Source organism: Nonomuraea pusilla (assembly GCF_900109355.1).
Taxonomy (GTDB): domain Bacteria; phylum Actinomycetota; class Actinomycetes; order Streptosporangiales; family Streptosporangiaceae; genus Nonomuraea; species Nonomuraea pusilla.
Genome location: NZ_FOBF01000003.1, coordinates 500,589 through 522,245, shown reverse-complemented (window position 1 = coordinate 522,245; position 21,657 = coordinate 500,589). Strand labels below are relative to the sequence as shown.

The following is a 21,657-nucleotide window of genomic DNA, read 5'->3' as shown; positions in this document are numbered from 1 at the left end:
CGGCGCCTCAGGGCGTCCCGGCCCCGGCGCCTGCGCTCGTCCCGCGCCTGTCGACGATCCTCTTCAGCTTGCCGACCGAGCGCTCCAGCGTCTCAGGGGCCACGACCTCCACCTCGACGCTCACTCCCACCCGCTCCTTGACGGCCCTGCGCAGCGCGGCGCCCGCCTCCTCCCGGCCGGCGAAGCCCGGCCGGGCCTCCACCATGACGGTCATCACGTCCAGCCGGTGGGGACGGGTCAGGTGCAGCTGGAAGTGCGGCGACAGGCCCGGCGTGCCGAGCACCAGCTCCTCGATCTGCGTCGGGAAGAGATTCACCCCGCGAAGGATGATCATGTCGTCGGTGCGTCCCGTCACCTTCTCCATGCGGCGGAACGCCGGCCTCGCCGTGCCGGGCAGCAGCCGGGTCAGGTCGCGGGTGCGGTAGCGGATCACCGGCATGGCCTCCTTGGTGAGGCTGGTGAACACCAGCTCGCCCGCGTCGGCCGGCCGCCCGGTGAACGGGTCGACCGTCTCCGGGTAGAAGTGGTCCTCCCAGACGTGCAGGCCGTCCTTGGTCTCCACGCACTCGCAGGCCACGCCGGGACCCATCACCTCCGACAGGCCGTAGATGTCCACGGCGTGCAGGTCGAAGCGCTCCTCGATCTCCTCGCGCATCCGCTCGGTCCACGGCTCGGCCCCGAAGACGCCGACGCGCAGCGAGCTGGCACGCGGGTCGATCCCCTGCGCCTCGAACTCGTCGAGCAGCGCCAGCATGTACGACGGCGTCACCATGATGACGTCGGGCCGCAGGTCGGTGATGAGCTGCACCTGCCGCGGCGTCATGCCGCCGGACACCGGCACCACCGTGCAGCCCAGCCGCTCGGCGCCGTAGTGCGCGCCGAGGCCGCCGGTGAACAGGCCGTAGCCGTACGCGACGTGCACGATGTCGCCGGGACGCCCGCCCGAGGCGCGGATCGAGCGGGCCATCACGTCCGCCCACACGTCGAGGTCGCCCTTCGTGTAGCCGACGACGGTGGGCCGGCCGGTGGTGCCGCTGCTGGCGTGCACCCGGGCGACCCGCTCGCGCGGCACCGCGAACATGCCGAACGGGTAGCAGTCGCGCAGGTCCTGCTTGGTGGTGAAGGGGAAGGCGGCCAGGTCGGAGAGCTCCCGGCAGTCGTCCGGGTGGACCCCGGCCTCGTCGAACTTCCTGCGGTAGAGCGGGACGTTCTCGTAGGCGTGGCGCAGCGTCCACCGCAGGCGTTCGAGCTGGATCGCGGCCAGCTCGTCCCGGGAGACGCGCTCGACGGGGTCGAGCTCGTCGGGGGACGGGGGGTCGGCGCGCTTCACGGACGTCATCGCAACTCCCTGCCGCGGCCGCGGAACTCCGCGACCACCTGACCGTCGGACTTCCTCACCGTGATGTCGTAGAGGCCGCTGCGCCCGTACCTAACGCGTTCCGCGGCCTCGGCCACCAGCACGTCGCCCTCGTGGGCGGGCGCGACGAAGGTGATCTCGGCGCCCGCGGCCACCGTGACCGGCCCGTACGTGTTGCACGCGCAGGCGAAGGCGGTGTCGGCCAGCAGGAAGACGTAGCCGCCGTGGCACAGGCCGTGCCCGTTGATCATCGCGGCGGTGACCGCCATCCGGCACACCGCGCGGCCCTCGCCCAGCACCACCAGCTCGATGCCCAGGGCGGCGGAGGCGGTGTCGGCGTCCATCATGCGACGGGCGCTGTCCACGTTCGGTGCTCCTCGCTAACTGACCGAATGTTCGGTAAACAGTCGCCCGGCGGGACGTCCCGTGTCAAGACCATGCGCCGGGGTGTGGCGGGGTATGTCACGGTCGGAGTCGAGCAGGATGCGGGAGGAGCGATGGCCAAGCCGTTCGCCTCGTCGGCGGATCTCGGTGAGAAGCGGCAGACGCTGGAGGTGCTGGCCGACGGCGTGTACGCCCTCACGGCCGAGGGCGACCCGAACGTCGGCGCGATCGAGGGCGAGGACTTCCTCGTCTGCTTCGAGGCGCTGGCCACGCCGGTCGCCGCCCGAGAGTGGCTGGCCAGGCTGCGCGAGCACACCGGCAAGCCGGTCAGGTACCTGGTGCTGTCGCACTACCACGCGGTGCGGGTGCTGGGCGCGTCGGCGTTCGGCGCGGACGTCGTCGTCGCGCACGACAGGACCAGGGAGCTGATCGCCGAGCGCGGCGAGCAGGACTGGGCCAGCGAGTACGCGCGGATGCCGCGCCTGTTCAGGGAGCCGGAGTCGATCCCCGGGCTGACCTGGCCCACGCTCACCTTCTCCGACCGGCTCACGATCGACCTCGGCGGCGGGCGCGGCGACCTCGTGCTCGCCCACTGCGGGCGGGGCCACACCGAGGGCGACCTCGTCGCCTGGCTGCCGCGGCAGCGGATCATGTTCGCCGGCGACCTGGTCGAGTCGCAGGCGGCGCTCTACACGGGCGACGCCTTCCACCGCGAGTGGGCCTCGTCCACGCTCGACCGGGTGGCGTCGTACGGGGCGCTCACGCTGGTCGGGGGCAGGGGCGCGGTGGCGCGCGGCGCGGACGGCGTGGCGGCGGCGATCGGCCAGACCCGCGACTTCCTCGACGTGCTGATCAGGGAGGTGGGCGGGGCGGCCACACTGAAGGAGGCGTTCGCGAACGCGCACCGGGCGCTCGCGCCCCGCTACGGCTCCTGGCCGATCTTCGAGCACTGCCTGCCGTTCAACGTCTCCCGGCTCTGGGACGAGCTGCACGGGATCGAGCGGCCGCGGATCTGGACCGCCGAGCGCGACCGCGCCGTCTGGGACGAGCTCCAGTCATGACCGCCGCAGCGACGGGAGGGGCGCGGGCGGGGGAGGAGCCGCAGGTCGTCGTCGTGGGCGCGGGTCCCGTGGGGCAGACGGCCGCGCTGCTGCTGGCCCGCTGGGGCGTACGGGTGGTGGTGCTCGACCGGCGACCAGGACGCGACCCGGCCGGGTCGAAGTCGATCTGCCAGCAGCGCGACGTGCTCGACGTCTGGACGGCAGCCGGGGCGGGCCGCATCGCGGAGGAGGGCCTGACCTGGACCACGGCCCGCACCTACTACCGCGACCGCGAGCTGTTCTCGTGGTCCTTCCAGGGGGAGGGGCCGCTGCCGCCGTTCGTGAACATCTCCCAGGCGCGCACCGAGGAGCTCCTCGACGCGGCCATCGCCGGGCAGCCGCTCGTCGAGGTGCGCTGGGGCCACGAGGTGACGGGGATCAGCCAGGACGGGCGCGGCGTGACGGTGCACTGCGGCCCGCGCTCGGTGCGCGCGGCGTACGCGCTGGTGTGCGCGGGGGCGCGGGCGCAGCCGCTGCGGCAGGCGCTGGGGGTGGCGTTCGAGGGGGAGACGTTCGACGAGCAGTTCCTCATCTGCGACATCCGGGCCGACCTGCCGGGGTGGGAGAGCGAGCGCCGCTTCTACTTCGACCCGGCCTGGAACCCGGGGCGGCAGGTGCTCATCCATCCCTGCCCTGGGGGGACGTTCCGGATCGACTGGCAGATCGCGCCCGACTTCATCCCAACACAAGCCGATATTTCGCGAAAAGTCCGGCAGATCATTGGCGACCGGCCGTACGAGCTGCTCTGGAACAGCACGTACCGCTTCCACTCGCGCGTCGCCTCCCGCATGCGCGTCGGCCGTGTGCTGCTCGCCGGCGACTGCGCCCACCTGGTGGCGCCGTTCGGGGCGCGCGGGCTGAACTCCGGCGTGCCCGACGCCGAGAACGCCGCGTGGAAGCTCGCGTTCGTCCTCCACGGGTGGGCGCCCGAGGAGCTGCTGGAGACCTACCACGACGAGCGGCACGCCGCCGCGCTGGAGAACCTGGAGGTGACGGCCGCGACCATGCGCTTCCTCGCGCCGCGCACCCCCGAGGACCGGGCGCGCCGCAGGTCGGTGCTGGAGCGCGGCGCGGCCGGCGAGGTGGACTCCGGCCGCTTCGCCGAGCCGTTCTGGTACGTGGACTCGCCGCTCACCACGCCCGAGCCGTCGAGGCCCTTCACCGGCAGGCCGGCGAGGGGCGCGGCGTGCGCCCCTGCGCCCGGCGTGATCCTGCCCGACGCCCCGCTCGGAGGGGGCAGGCGGCTGCGGGAACTCTGCCGGGACGGTTTCCTCGTACTACTGGGCGATATGTGCGATTCGAGTTTGTTTGTGCAGGTCTTGGGCAAGGTCACTACGGCGCCGCTCGCCGTTCGCGAGTTCGCGGAGATCGATGGGACGGGAACGCTCGCCGGCACACTCGGCGCGAGGCCGGAGGAGGCATGGCTCATCAGGCCCGACTCCCACATCGCCGCGATCATCCCCCATGCGGGACCGGAAGCGGTGGCGGCCGCTGTGAGCCGCGCGTCGCGGCTCTCTTGGTCTTGAGCCCGAGGAGGACTGCGTGACTGGCCGTAGCTCGTTTCTGATCGTCGCGAACCGGTTGCCGGTGGACCGCACGATCGAACCCGACGGAACGGCCTCATGGCGCAGGAGCCCCGGCGGCCTCGTCACCGCCATCGCCCCGGTGATGCAGCGCCGCCACGGTGCCTGGCTCGGCTGGCACGGAGCGCCCGACGAGAAGCTGGAGCCGTTCGACCAGGACCGGATGAGCCTCATCCCCGTCCCGCTGTCGGCGCGCGAGGTCGAGCTCTACTACGAGGGTTTCTCCAACGCCACCCTGTGGCCGCTCTACCACGACGTGGTGGCGCCGCCGGTGTACCACCGTGAGATGTGGGAGGCCTACCGCTCGGTCAACGAGCGTTTCGCCACCGCCGCCGCGGACGCCGCCGAACAGGGCGCGGTGGTCTGGGTGCAGGACTACCAGCTCCAGCTCGTGCCCGCAATGCTGCGCAGGCTCAGGCCCGACCTGCGGATCGGGTTCTTCCTCCACATCCCGTTCCCGCCCGTCGAGCTGTTCTGGCGGCTGCCCTGGCGCAAGGAGCTCGTCGAGGGCCTGCTCGGGGCCGACCTCGTGGGCTTCCAGCTCCCCGGCGGCGCCTCGAACTTCCGCCGGCTGTGCCGCAGACTGCTCGGGCTGCCGTACAAGGGGAACGAGATCTTCCTGGACGACCGGGTCGTCACCACGCAGGCCTTCCCGATCTCCGTGGACTTCGCGCAGCTCGACTCCCTCGTCCGCGAGCCGCACATCGTGGCCCGCGCCAAGGAGATCAGGGTCGAGCTCGGCGACCCCGAGCACGTGCTGCTCGGCGTGGACCGGCTCGACTACACCAAGGGCATCGGCCAGCGGCTGGAGGCGTTCGGCGAGCTGCTCAACGACGGGCGGCTGCAGAGCGGCGAAGCGGTGTTCGTGCAGATCGCCACGCCCAGCAGGGAGCGCGTGGACGAGTACCGCCGGCTGCGCGACGACATCGAGCTGCAGGTCGGGCGGATCAACGGCGAGCACGCCCAGCTCGGCTACCAGCCGGTGCAGTACTTCCACCAGTCGTACGACCACGAGGAGCTGGCGGCGCTCTACCTCGCGGCCGACGTCATGGTCGTGACGCCGCTGCGCGACGGGATGAACCTCGTGGCCAAGGAGTACATCTCCTGCCACCACGACCTGCAGGGCGCGCTCGTGCTCAGCGAGTTCGCCGGGGCCGCCGACGAGCTGCGCCAGGCGTACCTGGTGAACCCGTACGACATAGAGGACGTCAAGCGGCAGATGATGGCGGCGATGCGGGCGACGCCGCACGAGCTGGCCCGGCGCATGCGCACGATGCGCCGCCGGGTCGCCACCTACGACGTCGACCGCTGGGCCAGTGAGTTCCTCAGTGCCCTGGAGTCACCTGCTTCACTGTCTTCCATGCGTCATATCGCTTCTTGGCGGTCCGGTTGACCACGATCTGCGCCACCGACATGCCCACGCCCATGAGGACGGCGTAACCGATCGCCTCGCCCATGCTCACCTCGGGTGAGTCCGTGTCGACGGGCGGCTCCTTGCCGGTCGCCTTCACCCAGACGAACCCGAGGAGCTTCCTCGCGGCCCACGCGGTGGCCAGACCCGTGAGACCGCCGATCACGCGCCAGGCGATGTCGGGCTTCTCCTCCGCCATTGCCGATCTCCTTCCCGTATGTAACGAACACTAGTCTGTACCGCTGTTCGTGCCGCGAAAGCCGTACCATAAGGAGGCATGACTGAACAGCGACTACGCCATGCATCCATGCCCGAGAAACCCACTCTCGACGGCCTGGAGAAGGTATGGGTAGCCCGCTGGGACGACGAGGGCACCTACCGCTTCGACCGCTCGAAGCCGCGCGACGAGATCTACGCGATCGACTCGCCCCCGCCGACCGTGTCCGGCTCGCTGCACATCGGCCACGTCTTCTCCTACACCCACACCGACATCATGGCCCGCTACCAGCGGATGATCGGCAAGTCGGTCTTCTACCCCATCGGCTGGGACGACAACGGCCTGCCCACGGAGCGCCGCGTGCAGAACGTCTACGGCGTGCGCTGCGACCCGTCGCTGCCCTACGATCCGGAGTTCGTTCCACCGGAGAAGCCCGGCAAACGCGAAATCTCCATCTCCCGGCGCAACTTCGTGGAGCTTTGCCACAAGCTGACCGTGATCGACGAGCAGGCGTTCGAGGAGGTGTGGCGGCGGGTCGGCCTGTCGGTCGACTGGTCGCTGCTCTACACCACGATCAGCGACGAGGCCCGCGCGGTGTCGCAGCGCGCCTTCCTGCGCAACCTGGGCAGGGGCGAGGCGTACCTCGCCGAGGCCCCCACGCTGTGGGACGTCACGTACCGCACCGCCGTCGCCCAGGCCGAGCTGGAGGACCGCGAGTGGCCCGGCGCCTTCCACCGCGTCTCCTTCTACGGTGAGAAGGGCCCCGTCTGGATCGAGACCACCAGGCCCGAGCTGATCCCCGCCTGCGTCGCCCTCGTCGCCCACCCCGACGACGAGCGCTACCAGGACCTGATCGGCACGTCGGTGCTGACGCCGCTGTTCGGCGTCGAGGTGCCGGTGCTCGCCCACCACCTCGCCGAGCCCGACAAGGGCTCCGGCATCGCCATGATCTGCACCTTCGGCGACGTCACCGACGTCACCTGGTGGCGCGAGCTGCACCTGCCCACCCGGCCCGTCATCGGCTGGGACGGCCGCCTGCTGCCCGAGCCGCCCGAGGGCGTCGAGCCCGAGCCGTACAAGGAGCTGGCCGGCAAGACCGTCCACAGCGCCCGCGAGCGGATCGTCGAGCTGCTGCGCGAGTCCGGCGACCTCGACGGCGAGCCGCGGCCCGTCCAGCGGCCGGTGAAGTTCTACGAGCGCGGAGACAGGCCGCTGGAGATCGTCACCACCCGCCAGTGGTACATCCGCAACGGCGGCCGTGACGAGGAGCTGCGCGAGCGGCTGCTCGCCCGCGGGCGCGAGCTGCGCTGGCACCCGCCGCACATGCGGGTCCGCTACGACAACTGGGTCGAGGGGCTGACCAGCGACTGGCTGATCTCCCGCCAGCGCTTCTTCGGCGTGCCGATCCCGGTCTGGTACCCCCTCGACGGCGACGGCCGGCCCGTGTACGACGCGCCGATCGTGCCGTCCGAGGAGAGCCTGCCCGTCGACCCGTCCTCCGACGCGCCGCCCGGCTACGCCGAGGAGCAGCGCGGCGTCCCCGGCGGGTTCGCCGCCGACCCCGACGTGATGGACACCTGGGCCACCTCGTCCCTGACGCCGCAGATCGCCGGCCGGTGGGGCACCGACGACGACCTGTACGCGCGCGTCTTCCCCGCCGACCTGCGGCCCCAGTCGCACGAGATCATCCGCACCTGGCTGTTCGCCACGGTGGTCAGGTCGCACCTGGAGTCCGGCACGCTGCCCTGGAGCGACGTGGCCATCTCCGGGTGGATCCTCGACCCCGACCGCAAGAAGATGTCGAAGTCCAAGGGGAACGTCGTCACCCCGATGGACCTCCTGGAGCGGCACGGCTCCGACGCGGTGCGCTACTGGGCGGCGGGCGGCCGCTACGGCGTCGACACCGCGTTCGACGCGGGCCAGCTCAAGGTCGGGCGGCGGCTGGCCATCAAGATCCTGAACGCGTCGAAGTTCGTGCTCGGCCTGGCCGGCGGCGACACCGGCGCGGAGGTCACCGAGCCGCTCGACCTGTCGATGCTGGCGGCCCTGTCCGACATGGCGCGCGAGGCCACCGAGGCGTTCGAGTCGTACGAGCACACCAGGGCCCTGGAGGCCGTGGAGCGCTTCTTCTGGGCGTTCTGCGACGACTACCTGGAGCTGGTCAAGGCGCGCGCGTACGAGTCGGGGCCGGGCGCGGCCTCGGCCCACGCGGCGCTGCGCCAGGCGCTCGACGTGCTGCTGCGGCTGTTCGCACCGTTCCTGCCGTTCGTCACGGAAGAGGTCTGGTCGTGGTGGCGCGAGGGGTCGGTGCACCGGGCGAACTGGCCCGCGCCCGAGCGCGGCCAGGGCGACCCGGCGGTGCTGGCCGTCGCCTCCGAGGTGCTCGGCCGGGTCCGCAAGGCCAAGTCCGAGGCGAAGCTGTCGATGCGGGCCGAGGTCTCGCGCCTCACCGTCCGGGCGCCGCGCACCGATCTCGTCCTGCGGGCGCAGGACGACGTGTGCGCGGCGGGCAACGTGGAGGAGTTCGTCCTGGAGCAGGGCGACGAGCTCGCCGTCGAGGTGACCCTGGTCTGACGCTGTCCCGTCCCGGGGGCCCGCGCGCCCCCGGGGCGGACGGATATCCGGTGCGCATCGCGCCGCCGGACGTGCCAGTCTGGAACACGTGCAGATCGACCGCCCAACCAAGCTCGTACCGCCCACGCTGGCCAAGCTGGCCGCCTGGTGCGCGTGCCTGATCCTCGTCGGCGTGGTCGTCTACTTCTCGGCGCAGGTCGTGGCGAGGCTGATGTTCGTGGCGCTGCCGGTGGCGGTGGCGATCCTGCTCACCGCGCTGCTGTTCCCGCTGACCGACAGCCTGCGCAGGGCGGGCATGCGGCCCATCTACGCCACCTGGATCACCATGCTGGTCGCGCTCGCCGTGCTCGCCGGCACCGGCTGGCTGGTGGGCGCGCGGGCCAGCGAGGAGTTCCCGAACCTGGTCGAGCAGGTGCAGGCCACCGCCAGGTCGGTGCAGGAGTGGCTGATCACCGGCCCGCTGCATCTCAAAGAGGCGCAGATCACCAGCTACGTCGACGAGGTCGCGGCGATGGTGAACGCGCAGCGCACCGCCATCACCGGCACCGTGCTGTCGGCGGGCGCCGTGGCGTTCGAGGTGCTCGCGTCCATCGTGCTGCTGCTGTTCGTGACGTTCTTCCTGCTGAAGGACGGCGACCGCATCTGGTCGTGGTTCCTGCGGGCGTTCGGCGCGGTCGCGCCGCGCGTCGACAGGGCCGGCCGGGCGGCGTGGGCGACGCTCTCCCACTACGTGCAGGGCACCGTCGCGGTCGCCGCGGTGCACGGCGTCATCATGGGCATCGTGCTGGCCGGCATGGGCGTGCCGCTGTGGGCCCCGCTGGCGGTGCTGATCTTCTTCGCCAGCTTCATCCCGATCGTCGGCATCTTCTTCGCCGGCACCGTCGCCACCCTCGTCACGCTGGGCGCCAAGGGCCTGGTCTACGCGCTGATCTTCCTGGCCATCCTGGTGGTCGAGCAGCAGCTCGAGAACCACGTGCTCCAGCCGCTCATCGTCGGGCGGGCGCTCAACTTCCACCCGCTCGCGATCATCCTGGTGCTCGCCGTCGGCGGCATCCTCGCCGGCATCGCGGGCGCCGCGGTGGCCGTGCCGATCGCGGCCGTCATCTACCGGGCGCTGCCCGAGCTGGCCCGCAAGCCGCTCGCGCTGCCCCCGCCCGAGCAGGAGGTCCCGGCGGGCGCGCCGCCGCCCGCCCCGAGCGGCGACGGCTCGGGGGCCGGTGAGACCGGCGGGTCCGCCGAGCGGCCCGAGCGTTCCGAGGACGAACGGGCCGAAGACAGGGAGTAACCTCGTCACCCGTGACCCGTTCCTCCCGCACCAGCCCGCCGCCGGGCACGCCGGTGCCCCCGGCGCAGCTCGGCGCGCCGCCCCCGGGCAGCGCGCTCGGCTCCCACTACAGCCGCTGCTTCGGCTGCGGCTCCGACCACCCCACCGGCCTGCACCTCGCGGCCGTCACCCCCGACAGCACCACCGTCGAGGCCACGTTCACCGTGGGGGAGGCCCACCAGGGCGCGCCGATGCTGGCCCACGGCGGGGTGCTCGCCGCCGCCATGGACGAGGTCCTCGGCATGTCGGTCTACCTGTTCAGGAAGCCGTACGTCACCGCGCGGCTGGAGACCGACTACGTGCTGCCCGTGCCCGTGGGCACGACACTCCACCTGCGCGCCTGGTGCAACGGCATCACGGGCAGGAAGGCGTACCTTGAGGCTGAGGGGCGCGTGGGCGCCCCCGACGGGCCGGTGGCCGTCCGCGCGGCGGCGCTGTTCGTCGAGGTGAGCATGCGACACTTCGCCGAGCACGGCGACCTGGCCGCCATCACCGCAGAACACCAGGACTACGAGGTGAACCCTTGAGCGACGTGGAGGTCCTCATCCAGCGGCTCGACCCCGGGCTGCCGCTGCCGTCCTACGCCCACCCGGGCGACGCGGGCGCCGACCTCTACGCCGCCGAGGACGCCGAGCTGCTGCCCGGCGAGCGCGCCGTCATCGGCACGGGGGTGTCGATCGCGCTGCCCGACGGCTACGCGGCGTTCGTGCACCCGCGCTCCGGGCTGGCCGCCAGGCACGGCGTCACCCTGGTCAACGCGCCGGGCACGGTCGACGCCGGCTACCGCGGCGAGATCCGGGTGACGCTCATCAACACCGACGCCAAGGAGCCGTTCAGGGTCAGGCGGGGCGACCGGGTGGCGCAGCTCGTGGTGCAGCGGGTCGAGCGGGTGGCCTTCTACGAGGTCGAGCGCCTGCCGGGGTCGGCGCGCGGGGCCGACGGGTTCGGTTCGACCGGACGTTGACGTGAGGGCCGCGCCCGCGGCCCGCCTGAGCAGGGAGAGTGAGGAACGTGTTCCGACGCCGCCGTCGTGAGCAGCAGGAGCAGGCGGTCGAGGAGGCCGCGGCGCAGCCGGTGCGGGAGTCCGGCCCGTGGGACGCCGACGAGCCCCACCCCGACACCGACAGGATCGACCTCGGCGGCCTGCGGCTGCCGCACAACCCCGACTTCGACGTGCGCCTGGCGTCGATCGGCGACCAGCACGTGGGCGTCGTCGTCCTGTACGAGGAGAGCTCGCTGCAGGTGCAGGCGCTGGCCGCGCCGCGCTCGACGGGCCTCTGGGACGAGGTCAGGGCCAAGATCACGTCGCAGGCGAAGACCCTGCACGAGCAGGAGGGGCCGTTCGGGCCCGAGCTGTTCGGCGAGATCGTCACCGAGGGGGGCCCGAGGCCCGCGCGGTACATCGGCGTCGACGGGCCGCGCTGGCTCCTGCTGGCGATCGTCACCGGCAGGGGCGCGGTCGACGACACCGTGGCGGCGGCCTTCGTCGACTTCCTCAAGGACGTCGTGGTCGTGCGCGGCGAGGAGCCGATGGCCCGCGAGGAGGCGATCCCGCTGCGCCGCCCGAACGACCCGCAGGCCCCGGCCGAGGACGCCACGGCGTTCAACCCGTTCAGGAGGGGGCCGGAGATCAGCGAGCTTCGCTGAGGGCCCACATCACATAAGCTGATTCATCATGAGTACGGCAGAGCCTCCGAAACGCGGGGGATTGCGCGGCTTCTTCAGGCGGCTGGCCACCACCCAGTCCGAGATCGAGGCCCAGGAGCTGCGGGAGGACGCCGACGAGGTCGGCGCCACCCCGATCGCCTCGTGTGGCGGTCGCCGCCGGTTCTGCGTAGCCGGTACGCTACGCACTGTGACACTGCGCCCGCGCGGTGGCGCCCCGGCCTTGGAGGCCGAGCTCTACGACGGGTCCGACGTCATCGACCTCGTCTGGCTCGGCCGCCGCAAGATCGCGGGCATCGAGCCGGGGCGCACGGTCAAGGCCGAGGGCCTGGTCAGCATGCAGGACGGGCGCAAGGTGATGTTCAATCCGCGGTACGAGCTGCGCCCAGGGAGTTGAGTCACGTGAGTGCTGAGGCGGAAGAGGTGGCCCACGACACCGTCGAGGCGGCGGTGCGGGCCCAGCTGGCCAAGGCGTTCGGCGGCGCGCGCGGCATCATCGAGGCGGCGGTGCCCACGATCGCGTTCACGCTGTCGTGGATCAGCACCGAGAACCTGAAGCTGTCGCTCGTCGTGAGCGTCTCGCTCGCGGTGGTGCTGCTGCTGGTCAGGCTGGTGCAGCGGTCCACGCCGCAGTTCGTCGTCAACAGCCTCATCGGCATCGCCATCGGGGCGTTCTTCGCCAGCCGTACGGGCGACGCGAAAGACTACTTCCTGCCCGGCATCCTGTGGAACGCCGGCTACCTGCTGGCCATGCTCGTGTCGATCGTGGCCCGCTGGCCCGTCGTCGGGTTCCTCATCGGCTCGGTCACCGGCGACCCGACCGCCTGGCACAAGGACGCCGGCATCGTCCGGCTGTGCACGCGGCTCACCTGGCTGCTGATGCTGCCGTGCGCGGTGCGCGTGGCGGTGCAGGGGCCGGTGTACCTGTTCGGCGGCGGCGACGAGGCGGTGGCGGCGCTCGGCCTGGCCAAGATCGCGATGGGCTGGCCGCTGCAGGTGGCGGCGCTGGCGGCCATGCTCTGGCTGCTCGGCCGCGGCCGCACCCCGATCAACCCGCAGGTGGCCTCCTGAATCCCCGGTGACGAACGAGGAGCGCGCGTCCCTCTGGGACGCGCGCTCCTCGCATGCGGGGGTTCACCGGTGGAAGAGCCGGAGAGCTCAGGACCGGGAGCCAGGGGGCCCGGCTCCGGCGGAGCCGGAGGGGCTCAGCGCCAGGGAGAGCCGGAGGGGCTCAGTGCTGGGAGAGCAGGTGGGCGAGCTCCTGCTCCACCTCCTGGGCGGCGACGAACAGCAGCTCGTCGCCCGCCTCCAGCGGGTCGTCGTCGGTCGGCACCAGCACCCGGCCCTCCCGCAGGATCGCCACCAGCGCCGCGTCGGACGGCCACGGCACCGAGCCGGCCCGCTGGCCCACCACGGGGGCGTCCTCGGCGAGCGTCAGCTCCACCAGGTTGGCCTGGCCCTGCCGGAACGTCATCAGCCGCACCAGGTCGCCGACGCTGACCGCCTCCTCCACCAGCGCGCTCAGCAGGCGCGGCGTCGAGACGGCGACGTCCACGCCCCACGACTCGTTGAACAGCCACTCGTTGTTCGGGTGGTTGATGCGGGCCACCACCCTGGGCACGCCGTACTCGGTCTTCGCCAGCAGCGACACCACGAGGTTGACCTTGTCGTCGCCGGTGGAGGCGACGACGACGTGGCAGTTGTTGAGCCCGGCCTCGTCGAGCGAGGCGATCTCGCACGCGTCGGCCAGCAGCCACTCCGCCCGCGGCACGCTGTCGATCTTGATGGCCTTGGGATCGACGTCGATGAGCAGGACCTCGTGACCGTTCTCCAGCAGCTCGGCGGCGATCGAACGGCCGACGGCCCCCGCCCCCGCGATGGCGACGCGCATCAGTGGTCCTGTTCCGGTGCCGCGGCGAGCACCTTGTTGATCCGGTCCATGTCGTTCTCCGCGGCGATCACGTGCAGCACGTCGCCCTCCTGCATCACGGTGTCGTCGGTGATGGTGAGGGCCTCTCCCATGCGGTTGACGAACGCGGCCCGCACGCCCGCGCGGGACTCGATGTCGACCACCCGGGTGCCGATCCACGACTGGTTGACGGTGACCTCGGCCAGCACGACCCTGCCCGTCGGGTCGCGCCACAGCGGCTCGGCGCCCTCGGGGAGGAGGCGGCGCAGGATCTGGTCGGCCGTCCAGCGCACCGTCGCCACGGTGGGGATGCCCAGCCGCTGGTAGACCTCGGCGCGCCGGGGGTCGTAGATGCGGGCCACCACGTTGTCGACGCCGAACGTCTCACGGGCCACCCGCGCCGAGATGATGTTGGAGTTGTCTCCGCTGGAGACCGCGACGTACGCGGCGGCGGTCTCGATGCCGGCCTCGGTCAGCACGTCGCGATCGAAGCCGATGCCCGTCACCCTGCGACCGCGGAAACCGGCGCGCAGCCGCCGGAACGCCTGCGGGTCGCGGTCGATGATGGCGACGGAATGGCCGCTGTCCTCGAGGATGTGGGCGAGGGTGGAACCCACCCGGCCACAACCCATGATCACAATATGCATACTCCCCCGCACTTCGCGGTCGGCCGGTTGCTCGACACCAGTATGGCCCGATGGGGGGGAGCGCCGGGTTTAGGGTCTGGACAGGGGGCTAGCATCTCGTAACGTGGCGAAGGTAACCGATCTTGTCAAACGCGTGCTCGTGGGGCGTGCCCTACGCAGCGGGCAGCTCCATGAGCAACTGCTGCCCAAACGCATCGCTCTGCCCGTCTTCGCCAGCGACGCCCTCTCCTCGGTAGCGTACGCCCCGCAGGAGATCCTGGTGATCCTCTCCCTCGCGGGAGTGTCGTTCTACCACTTCAGCCCGTGGATCGCCCTGGCCGTCGTCGTCGTGATGCTCACCGTCGTGGCGTCGTACCGGCAGAACGTGCACGCCTACCCCAGCGGCGGCGGCGACTACGAGGTCGCCAGCACCAACCTCGGCAAGAACGCCGGCCTCACCGTGGCCAGCGCGCTCATGGTCGACTACGTGCTCACCGTCGCGGTGTCGGTCGCCAACGGCGTCGACTACGTCGGCGCCACCATCCCGTTCGTCGGGCAGAACAAGCCCGAGATCGCGATCCTCATCGTGATCCTGCTGACCGTCGTGAACCTGCGCGGCATCCGCGAGTCCGGCGCGGCGTTCGCCGTGCCCACCTACGCGTTCATGATCGCCGTGCTGGGGCTGGTCCTGTGGGGCGGGTTCCGCCTGCTGATCCTGCGCGAGCCCCTGCACGCCCCCAGCGCCGAGTTCACCATCGAGCCCGAGCAGGCCAACCTCACCGCCTTCGCCGCCGCGTTCCTCATCCTGCGCGCGTTCTCGTCCGGCTGCGCCGCGCTGACCGGCGTCGAGGCCATCAGCAACGGCGTGCCCGCCTTCCGCAAGCCCAAGAGCAAGAACGCCGCCACCACGCTGCTCATGATGGGCCTCGTCGCGATCACCATGTTCGGCGGCATCATCGCGCTCGGCCTGGCGTCCGGCGTGAAGATGGCCGAGCCGTCCGTGGTCGCCACCGACCTGATCGGGGCCGACGGCCGGCCGGTCGGCCCCGGCTACTACCAGCAGCCGATCATCTCCCAGGTGGCCGACGCCGTGTTCGGCGGCGGGTCGCTGCCGTTCGTGGTGATCTCGGCGGTGACCGCGCTCATCCTGTTCCTGGCCGCCAACACCGCCTTCAACGGCTTCCCGGTGCTCGGCTCGATCCTCGCCCAGGACCGCTACCTGCCGCGCCAGCTCCACACCCGCGGCGACCGGCTGGCCTTCTCCAACGGCATCATCATCCTGGCGCTCGGCGCCTGCCTGCTGCTGTGGGGCTTCCAGGCCGACGTCAGCCGCCTGCTGAACCTCTACATCGTCGGCGTGTTCGTCTCGTTCACGCTCAGCCAGACCGGCATGGTCATCCACTGGACCCGCCACCTGAAGACCGAGACCGACCCCAAGACGCGCCACCAGATGCAGCGCTCGCGCGTCATCAACTTCTTCGGCGGCGTCATGACCGGTCTCGTGCTCGTCGTGGTGCTGCTGACGAAGTTCCTCGTCGGCGCGTGGATCGTGTGCATCGCCATGCCGGTGCTGTTCCTCATGATGAAGGGCATCAGGCGCCACTACGACAACGTGGCGACCGAACTGGAGATCACCGAGGAGTACGAGCCCACCATGCTCCCGGCCCGCAACCACGCCGTCGTCCTCGTCTCGAAGATCCACAAGCCGACCATGCGGGCCCTCGCGTACGCCCGCGCCACCCGGCCGTCCACGCTGGAGGCCCTCACCGTCGGCGTCGAGGGCGAGGAGGCCCGCCAGCTCCAGGAGGAGTGGGAGCGGCGCGGCATCCCCGTGCCGCTCAAGATGCTCGACTCGCCCTACCGGGAGATCACGCAGCCGGTCCTCGACTACGTCAAGACGATGCGCCGCCGCTCGCCGCGCGACGTCGTGACCGTGTTCATCCCCGAGTACGTCGTCGGCCGCTGGTGGGAGCACCTGCTGCACAACCAGAGCGCCCTGCGGCTGAAGGCCAGGCTGCTGTTCAAACCCGGCGTCATGGTGACCAGCGTGCCGTGGCAGCTCCACTCGTCCGACCGGCTCAAGGGCCGCCCCGAGCCGTTCGCGCCCGGATCGGTGCGCCGTCCCTGGCACGCGGCGGGCACCACCGACGAGGGGCACGTCACAAACCGCTGAGCAGGGCGCGCAGCCGCGCCGTGTCGGCGGCCGTCCAGCCCGGCGGCGGCGCGACCGCGGCCCAGCCGTCGGCGATGTTGCCGCCGTAGCGGTGGCCGTGCCCGGACGGCACCGACAGCGCCGACGCCATGTCCACCAGCACCTGCCAGAACGTCACCAGCGGGAACCAGCTCATCTGCGGGTTGACGTCAGGCCCCCGCTCGCCGCTCAGCCACGGCGGCTTGCTGAAGAGCAGCGACGGCGACAACCAGACGACCGGGTCCGAGGCGTTCTGCAGGTAGACCACGCGCGGCCGGGGCCACGGACCGCCCGGCGCCGCCAGGTCACCCGGCCCCTGCGCGAACCGCGCCGTGCGGCCCGCGTCGTGCACCGGCCGCCACACCGGGCTGCCCGGGTCGCGGCCGTACGTGAGCGCCCGCCAGATGCCGTTGGCGTTCGGCGGGCCCACGAACAGCGCCCCGTCGGCCCTGTTCACCAGGTCGGCCAGGTCGCCGAAGGCGTGCTCCATCTCGTACGAGCCGAGGCTCTCGCCCGACACGACCAGCCGCGGCCGGCGGCCGGGCGGCAGGAGCGCCCACCGGGCGCGCACCGCCTCGAACAGCGCCCTGCCGGTCGCCGCCGCCTTCTCCCTGTCCACCAGGAACGACACCCAGCTCGGCAGGTACGAGTACTGCACCGCGACCATCGCCGAGGCGCCGTTGTACATGTACTCCAGGGCGTCGGCGATGTGCTGGTCGACCCAGCCGGTGCCGGTCGTGCCGAGCACGGTGAGCACCGGCCGCTCGAACGCGCCCGCGCGCTCCAGCTCCTTCACCGCGAGCGCCGCCTGCGCCTGCGGGGTCGCCGCCGCGTCGAGGCCGACGTACACGCGGATCGGCTGCTCGGGCCGGCGGCCCGAGAACGCGCGCAGCTTCGCCGCGCTGGTCGCCGTGCCCGTGAACAGCCGGCCCTCGCGGCCCAGCGACTGCCAGCTCACGTACGAGCCGGGGCCGCCCGACAGCTGCGGCGAGGCAGGAGGACGCACCCCCGGGTAGGTGCCGCGGTTGGTGACCGACGACACGTCGCTCATCCTCGCGACGAACGCGGAGAACACCACGTCGTTGGCGAACACCGTGACGGCCAGGGTGATCGCCACGACGCCGACGACATGGCCCACGTAGAACGGTACGAACCGGTCGAGCCATCCGATGAGGGCGCGGCCGGCGAGCCGTACACACCGGGCCAGTAACAGGAACACCCCGAACAGGGCGACCGTGACGGCGAGGATCACCGGGCGGTACCAGGTGATCCTCGTGTCCATGCCCATGAGCTCGCGCAGGTCGCGCTGCCAGTCGACGCTGTACCAGAGCGTCACCGCGGCCAGCGCCGCGCACAGCCCGAGCATCACCGCCCACGCGAGCCTGCGCGCCCGCTCCGGCGGCCGGTACGCGACCGCCGACCGGCCCAGCGCGCCCAGCGTCGCGCCCACGCCGTAGCCGATGACACCCGTGACCGCGCCCATCACGCCCTGCAGCAGCCAGGTGCGCGGCAGCAGCGACGGCGTGAGCGAGGCGCACGCGAACAGGGCCGCGGCGAGCGTCCCCCCGAACCCGGGAGGCCTCCGTACCACCCGGCCCCTGCTCACGGGCACCAAGGGTAGTCGATCAAGGCGGACCGCGGTCCGGCAGGTCAGGGCACGCGGTGGGCATAGGGTGTCGGTGTGAATCAGGCATCTCTGGAGCTGACGGTTGGGCCGGTCGCGCACGGCGGCTGGTGCGTGGCACGCCACGAAGGGCGCGTGGTCTTCGTCCGGCACGCGCTGCCCGGCGAGCGGGTGGTCGCCCGCGTCACCGAGGAGACCAGCCGGTTCCTGCGGGCCGACGCCGTGGAGATCCTCGAACCGTCGCCCGACCGGGTCGTCCCGCCCTGCCCGTACGCCGGGCCCGGCCGCTGCGGCGGCTGCGACTGGCAGCACGCGTCGCTGGAGGCGCAGCGGCGGCTCAAGGCCGACGTCGTCGCCGAACAACTGCGGCGGCTCGCCGGCATCGAGCGCGAGATCGTCGTCGAGGAGGTGCCGGGCGCCGCCGACGGCCTCGGCTGGCGCACCCGCGTCCAGTTCGCCGTCCGGCCCGACGGCGTCGTGGGCCTGCGCAAGCACCGCTCCCACGACATCCAGCCCGTCGACGCCTGCCTCATCGCCCACCCCGAGGTGGAGGCCGTCGGCGCCGAGACGCGCGCCTGGCCCGGCGCCGCCGGCGTCGAGGTGATCGCCTCGTCAGGCGGCGACCACGCCGTCGTCGTCACGCCCAGGCCGCGCCGCGGCGTGGAGGTGCCCGACCTCGACACGCCCGCGTCCATCCTGCTCGACCAGGGCAAGGGACGCACCGTGCCCAGGCGCGGCACCGGCACGCTGCGCGAACGGGTGGGCGAGCGCGAGTTCCGCGTGGCGGGCAGCGGCTTCTGGCAGGTGCACCCCGGCGCCGCGGAGACCCTCCTCGACGCGGTGCTCGCGTACGCGGCGCCCGAACCGGGGGAGTGGGCGCTCGACCTCTACTGCGGGGTCGGCCTGTTCGCGGCCGGGCTCGCCGAGGCCGTGGGGCCCGAGGGCGCCGTCCTCGGGCTGGAGTCCGACGCCGCCGCCGTCCGCGACGCCCGCGCCAACCTGCGCGACCTGCCGCAGGTCCGCGTCGAGCGCGGGCGCGTCGAGGAGGGCCTCGACCGCCTCCAGATCGAACGCGCCGACCTCGTCGTCGTCGACCCGCCCCGCGCCGGGCTCGGCCGCGAGGTGGTCGAACGCGTCGCCTCGCTCGACGCCACCCGCATCGTGTACGTCTCCTGCGACCCGGCCACCCTCGCCCGCGACCTGTCCTGGTTCGCCGCCCTCGGCTACCCCCTCACCGACCTCCGCGCCTTCGACGCCTTCCCGATGACCCACCACGTGGAGTGCGTGGCGCTGCTGGCCCGGAGTTAGCCTGCAGCTCTGACCCGGGCATAGACAACTGACGATGCTCCACGAGGACCTTGAGACGGTCACGGGAGGTAGACCTCAGCCGGGCAGCGGGGATGCGCTCCAGCACGTCGAGAGCCCGCGCCGCGGAGCCGCCCGGCTGCCCCGGGGCCTCCGCCTGGGCGGGCGTGAGCGTGGCCGCAGCCCGACCCGGCGTCCATGGCACGCAGGCCGCGGCGGATGCCTCCGCCCGTGTGGCCGCACGGTCGGTCCGGCCGAGCGCCAGCCACGCCTCAGCCTCATGCAGGGCGAGCTCCGCGACGTCGAAGCCGAAGCGTCCCGGCTCCTCCTCGCATCCGCTGAGGGCTGTCGTGGCCTCGCCGAGGGCACGCTCAGCCTCCGGAAGTCGCCCGAGCAGGGCGAGCGACGGCAGCACCGCCCATCCGAGAAGCTGGGCCCGTACGAGTGGCGTCGGGGCGCGGCCTGGTCGTAGGAGAGCGAGGCGTCAAGGTCGCGGCGCGTAGCGGGCGAGCATGCTCTGTGCTCGGGAGCGCCCACGCGGCCAGCCGAGTGTCTCCGGTGCGCTCACCGAGGGAGGCGGCGAGGGCGAGGTGGGCGCGGGCTGCGTGCACCTCATCGCCTCGCGCTGGATCTGTGCACGCCTTGACCTGGTGATCTGCCCCACGGGGCCGCCACGACTCGCGAACACCTGGATGCGTTGTAGCGGCATCGGCACTTTCCGTGCAGGCCCTACCCCCATGATTGACGGCAGACCCTCAATGAGCGCCGCCGGCGCCGTCAATGACCACGCGCGGGGTGCGCGGCCATCGTGAGAGCACGCCTCCCAAACCGCGGAGGCACGATCGCTCGGAGGACGAGATGAGCGTCACGATCGAACGCCCCACCCTGGCCGACCCCCGCACGCTGGTCACGCCCGCCCTGTTCGACAGGCTGGCCGCCCGGATCAGCGAGGACCATCCCGAGCACGCCCGCCAGGCCGACCAGATCATGACCGAAGCGCTCGCGTTCCTCGCCGCCTGCGCGGCCAACCCCGGCGCCGGCCTCGGCCCTTCCGCCGCCGTCGACATGGGAGCCACCCATGTGCTGACCGGGCCGCAGGTCCTGACCAGGGCCGACCAGGTGCGGCTGCTCGGCGAGGCGCTGGGGCGCCCGCTGCGGTTCGAGGGGTGCCGGCCGGGGAGGCGCGGCGGCGGATGCGGGCCGACGGTCGCCCGCCGGCGTTGGGGGAGGCACTGCTGGCCGCCATCGCGCGCTCCCGGTCGGAGCTGGTCACCGACACCGTCGAGCGGATCACGGGCGTGCCGGTGCGCGGGTTCGCCCAGTGGGCGCGGGAGCACGCCGGCGAGTTCCGCTGATCTTCCGCTGATCGCCAGCCCCGTGCTCGCGCGCAGAGCCGGCACGCGGACGACGTCCACCCCGGCGGGCGAGCGGCGGCGTTCGGTGCCGCGACCGGCTCGGGGGATTCGCACGTCTCCTGGGAGGGGAGGCTGTGGTACGTGCGTGAGATGCGGCTGTCGCGGCCGTACTTCGAGTTGGTCGCGGACGGGCGGAAGACTGTTGAGGTGCGCGTTCTCTCTCCGAAGGTTCGCGGGCTCGCGGCGGGTGACCTGATCCGGTTCGTGTGCGGGCAGGACCAGGTGCTCACCCGCGTCGTCCGGGTCGCCCGCCATGCGGACTTCGAGGAGCTGCTCGACGCCGAGGGGGTGGAGCGGGTCAACCCGGACGCCGCCCGTGACGAGCAGCTGGACGCCGTCCGCCACATATATCCGCCCGAGAAGGAGGCGCTCGGCGTGCTCGCCATCGAGATCGAACGCGTACGGCCCTGACCGGGTACGGGGGCGGCGGCGCGGGTCTTCGCCCGGCACGCCGCCGTGGCCGTGTGGTCTCGCGGTGTGCCTTCCTTCAGTCTTCGCCGCGGTAGGCGCGCAGTTCGCGGCGTGCCCGGTGGCGGTCGCGGCGGCGTTCCTCGCGGCGGATGAGGTTCCACTCGCGGCCGCCGCTGAGCCCGCCGTCGCACAGGTAGGAGGCGGTGGCGCGCCAGTGGCAGCCGCTCGGGCGGGGGTTCAGGGACGCGCTGTCCGCGGTGATCTCGTCGGGCAGCGTGCACGGCGCGAACCGGTGGTCGTGCGCCGGTACGCAGGTCACCATCGGCGCGTCGGCGATGCGCACCCACCAGGGCCGGGTCTTGTCGGTCTTGCTCATACGGTCACCTTTCGGCTCCGTGACGCCCCGGGTTGGGGCCGTCATGAGACCGGATGCACCGTGATCACCTCCGACGCGCAGCAGGGACGACGTCACGTCGCCACACGGGCGACCTGTCCTGACGCTACCGCGGGTGCCGGGGGAGTGCGCGCCGCGCGGTACGGACGGGCAGGTTCCGTGCACAG

General features: G+C 72.2%; 21 protein-coding genes. 14 read left to right on the top strand and 7 right to left on the bottom strand.

What is annotated here, in order from left to right; genetic code table 11:
• Positions 1–7: 7 nt before the first annotated feature.
• The gene (paaK, locus tag BMX74_RS08400) at positions 8–1,339 is read right to left on the bottom strand and encodes a phenylacetate--CoA ligase PaaK (RefSeq protein ID WP_055505995.1); all 1,332 of its coding nucleotides are present in this window, start codon (positions 1,337–1,339) and stop codon (positions 8–10) included.
• Positions 1,336–1,704 (bottom strand): hydroxyphenylacetyl-CoA thioesterase PaaI, encoded by a 369-nt coding sequence (gene paaI / locus BMX74_RS08395; protein ID WP_055505994.1) that lies wholly within the window; start codon positions 1,702–1,704, stop codon positions 1,336–1,338. The genes paaK and paaI overlap by 4 nt, the downstream gene beginning before the upstream one ends.
• 150 nt (positions 1,705–1,854) lie before the next feature.
• On the opposite strand from paaI, the gene BMX74_RS08390 reads away from it, so the two are divergent.
• Genes BMX74_RS08390 through BMX74_RS08380 form a run of 3 tightly spaced genes read left to right on the top strand, consistent with a single transcriptional unit; the run spans position 1,855 to position 5,817 of the window.
• Positions 1,855–2,802 (top strand): MBL fold metallo-hydrolase, encoded by a 948-nt coding sequence (locus tag BMX74_RS08390; protein WP_091099391.1) that lies wholly within the window; start codon positions 1,855–1,857, stop codon positions 2,800–2,802.
• The gene (locus BMX74_RS08385; protein ID WP_091099389.1) at positions 2,799–4,367 is read left to right on the top strand and encodes an FAD-dependent monooxygenase; all 1,569 of its coding nucleotides are present in this window, start codon (positions 2,799–2,801) and stop codon (positions 4,365–4,367) included. The genes BMX74_RS08390 and BMX74_RS08385 overlap by 4 nt, the downstream gene beginning before the upstream one ends.
• Positions 4,368–4,383: 16 nt before the next feature.
• Positions 4,384–5,817: an alpha,alpha-trehalose-phosphate synthase (UDP-forming) gene (locus BMX74_RS08380; protein WP_055505991.1), complete on the top strand. Its 1,434-nt coding sequence runs from the start codon at positions 4,384–4,386 to the stop codon at positions 5,815–5,817.
• Here the strand turns inward: BMX74_RS08380 and BMX74_RS08375 are convergent.
• Complete coding sequence (locus BMX74_RS08375) at positions 5,750–6,034, bottom strand: DUF4235 domain-containing protein (protein WP_055505990.1); 285 nt, start codon at positions 6,032–6,034, stop codon at positions 5,750–5,752. The genes BMX74_RS08380 and BMX74_RS08375 overlap by 68 nt on opposite strands.
• 78 nt (positions 6,035–6,112) lie before the next feature.
• On the opposite strand from BMX74_RS08375, the gene valS reads away from it, so the two are divergent.
• The 7 genes from valS (at position 6,113) to BMX74_RS08340 (ending at position 12,686) form a co-directional block, all read left to right on the top strand.
• Positions 6,113–8,626: a valine--tRNA ligase gene (valS, locus tag BMX74_RS08370; RefSeq protein ID WP_055505989.1), complete on the top strand. Its 2,514-nt coding sequence runs from the start codon at positions 6,113–6,115 to the stop codon at positions 8,624–8,626.
• An 88-nt stretch (positions 8,627–8,714) separates the two neighbouring features.
• Positions 8,715–9,911: an AI-2E family transporter gene (locus BMX74_RS08365; RefSeq protein ID WP_091099385.1), complete on the top strand. Its 1,197-nt coding sequence runs from the start codon at positions 8,715–8,717 to the stop codon at positions 9,909–9,911.
• An 11-nt stretch (positions 9,912–9,922) separates the two neighbouring features.
• Positions 9,923–10,477, top strand: coding sequence for a PaaI family thioesterase (locus BMX74_RS08360; protein ID WP_055505988.1), 555 nt, complete (start codon positions 9,923–9,925; stop codon positions 10,475–10,477).
• Complete coding sequence (gene dut / locus BMX74_RS08355; protein WP_055505987.1) at positions 10,474–10,914, top strand: dUTP diphosphatase; 441 nt, start codon at positions 10,474–10,476, stop codon at positions 10,912–10,914. Before BMX74_RS08360 ends, dut begins: the two co-directional genes overlap by 4 nt.
• Before the next feature lie 47 nt (positions 10,915–10,961).
• Positions 10,962–11,597 (top strand): DUF3710 domain-containing protein, encoded by a 636-nt coding sequence (locus tag BMX74_RS08350; protein WP_055506350.1) that lies wholly within the window; start codon positions 10,962–10,964, stop codon positions 11,595–11,597.
• Positions 11,598–11,625: 28 nt separating this feature from the next.
• Positions 11,626–12,012: an OB-fold nucleic acid binding domain-containing protein gene (locus BMX74_RS08345; protein WP_055505986.1), complete on the top strand. Its 387-nt coding sequence runs from the start codon at positions 11,626–11,628 to the stop codon at positions 12,010–12,012.
• Positions 12,013–12,017: 5 nt separating this feature from the next.
• Positions 12,018–12,686: a DUF3159 domain-containing protein gene (locus BMX74_RS08340; protein WP_256256832.1), complete on the top strand. Its 669-nt coding sequence runs from the start codon at positions 12,018–12,020 to the stop codon at positions 12,684–12,686.
• A 160-nt stretch (positions 12,687–12,846) separates the two neighbouring features.
• Here BMX74_RS08340 and BMX74_RS08335 read toward each other — a convergent pair whose 3' ends face one another.
• Together BMX74_RS08335 and BMX74_RS08330 are read right to left on the bottom strand one after the other, a co-directional pair.
• Entirely contained in the window at positions 12,847–13,506 is a 660-nt protein-coding gene (locus tag BMX74_RS08335; RefSeq protein WP_055505984.1) for a potassium channel family protein, read from the bottom strand.
• Complete coding sequence (locus BMX74_RS08330; protein WP_055505983.1) at positions 13,506–14,171, bottom strand: potassium channel family protein; 666 nt, start codon at positions 14,169–14,171, stop codon at positions 13,506–13,508. The genes BMX74_RS08335 and BMX74_RS08330 overlap by 1 nt, the downstream gene beginning before the upstream one ends.
• A 103-nt stretch (positions 14,172–14,274) precedes the next feature.
• Here BMX74_RS08330 and BMX74_RS08325 point away from each other — a divergent pair, with 103 nt between their 5' ends.
• Positions 14,275–16,323, top strand: a complete 2,049-nt coding sequence (locus BMX74_RS08325) for an APC family permease (protein WP_091099382.1) — start codon at positions 14,275–14,277, stop codon at positions 16,321–16,323.
• On the opposite strand, the gene BMX74_RS08320 is transcribed toward BMX74_RS08325, so the two are convergent.
• Positions 16,310–17,947 carry an alpha/beta hydrolase gene (locus BMX74_RS08320; protein WP_256256831.1) on the bottom strand — a complete coding sequence of 546 codons (1,638 nt, stop codon included), beginning with the start codon at positions 17,945–17,947 and terminating at the stop codon, positions 16,310–16,312. The genes BMX74_RS08325 and BMX74_RS08320 overlap by 14 nt on opposite strands.
• A 75-nt stretch (positions 17,948–18,022) precedes the next feature.
• Between BMX74_RS08320 and BMX74_RS08315 the strand changes: the two genes are divergently transcribed.
• The 3 genes from BMX74_RS08315 (at position 18,023) to BMX74_RS08300 (ending at position 21,096) form a co-directional block, all read left to right on the top strand.
• Positions 18,023–19,273, top strand: coding sequence for a class I SAM-dependent RNA methyltransferase (locus tag BMX74_RS08315; RefSeq protein ID WP_091099378.1), 1,251 nt, complete (start codon positions 18,023–18,025; stop codon positions 19,271–19,273).
• Positions 19,274–20,436: 1,163 nt separating this feature from the next.
• Complete coding sequence (locus BMX74_RS43910) at positions 20,437–20,625, top strand: hypothetical protein (RefSeq protein WP_177227283.1); 189 nt, start codon at positions 20,437–20,439, stop codon at positions 20,623–20,625.
• A gap of 150 nt (positions 20,626–20,775) precedes the next feature.
• The gene (locus BMX74_RS08300) at positions 20,776–21,096 is read left to right on the top strand and encodes an ASCH domain-containing protein (RefSeq protein WP_091099580.1); all 321 of its coding nucleotides are present in this window, start codon (positions 20,776–20,778) and stop codon (positions 21,094–21,096) included.
• A 76-nt stretch (positions 21,097–21,172) separates the two neighbouring features.
• Here BMX74_RS08300 and BMX74_RS08295 read toward each other — a convergent pair whose 3' ends face one another.
• Positions 21,173–21,472 carry a hypothetical protein gene (locus BMX74_RS08295; protein WP_091099371.1) on the bottom strand — a complete coding sequence of 100 codons (300 nt, stop codon included), beginning with the start codon at positions 21,470–21,472 and terminating at the stop codon, positions 21,173–21,175.
• Positions 21,473–21,657: the final 185 nt, after the last annotated feature.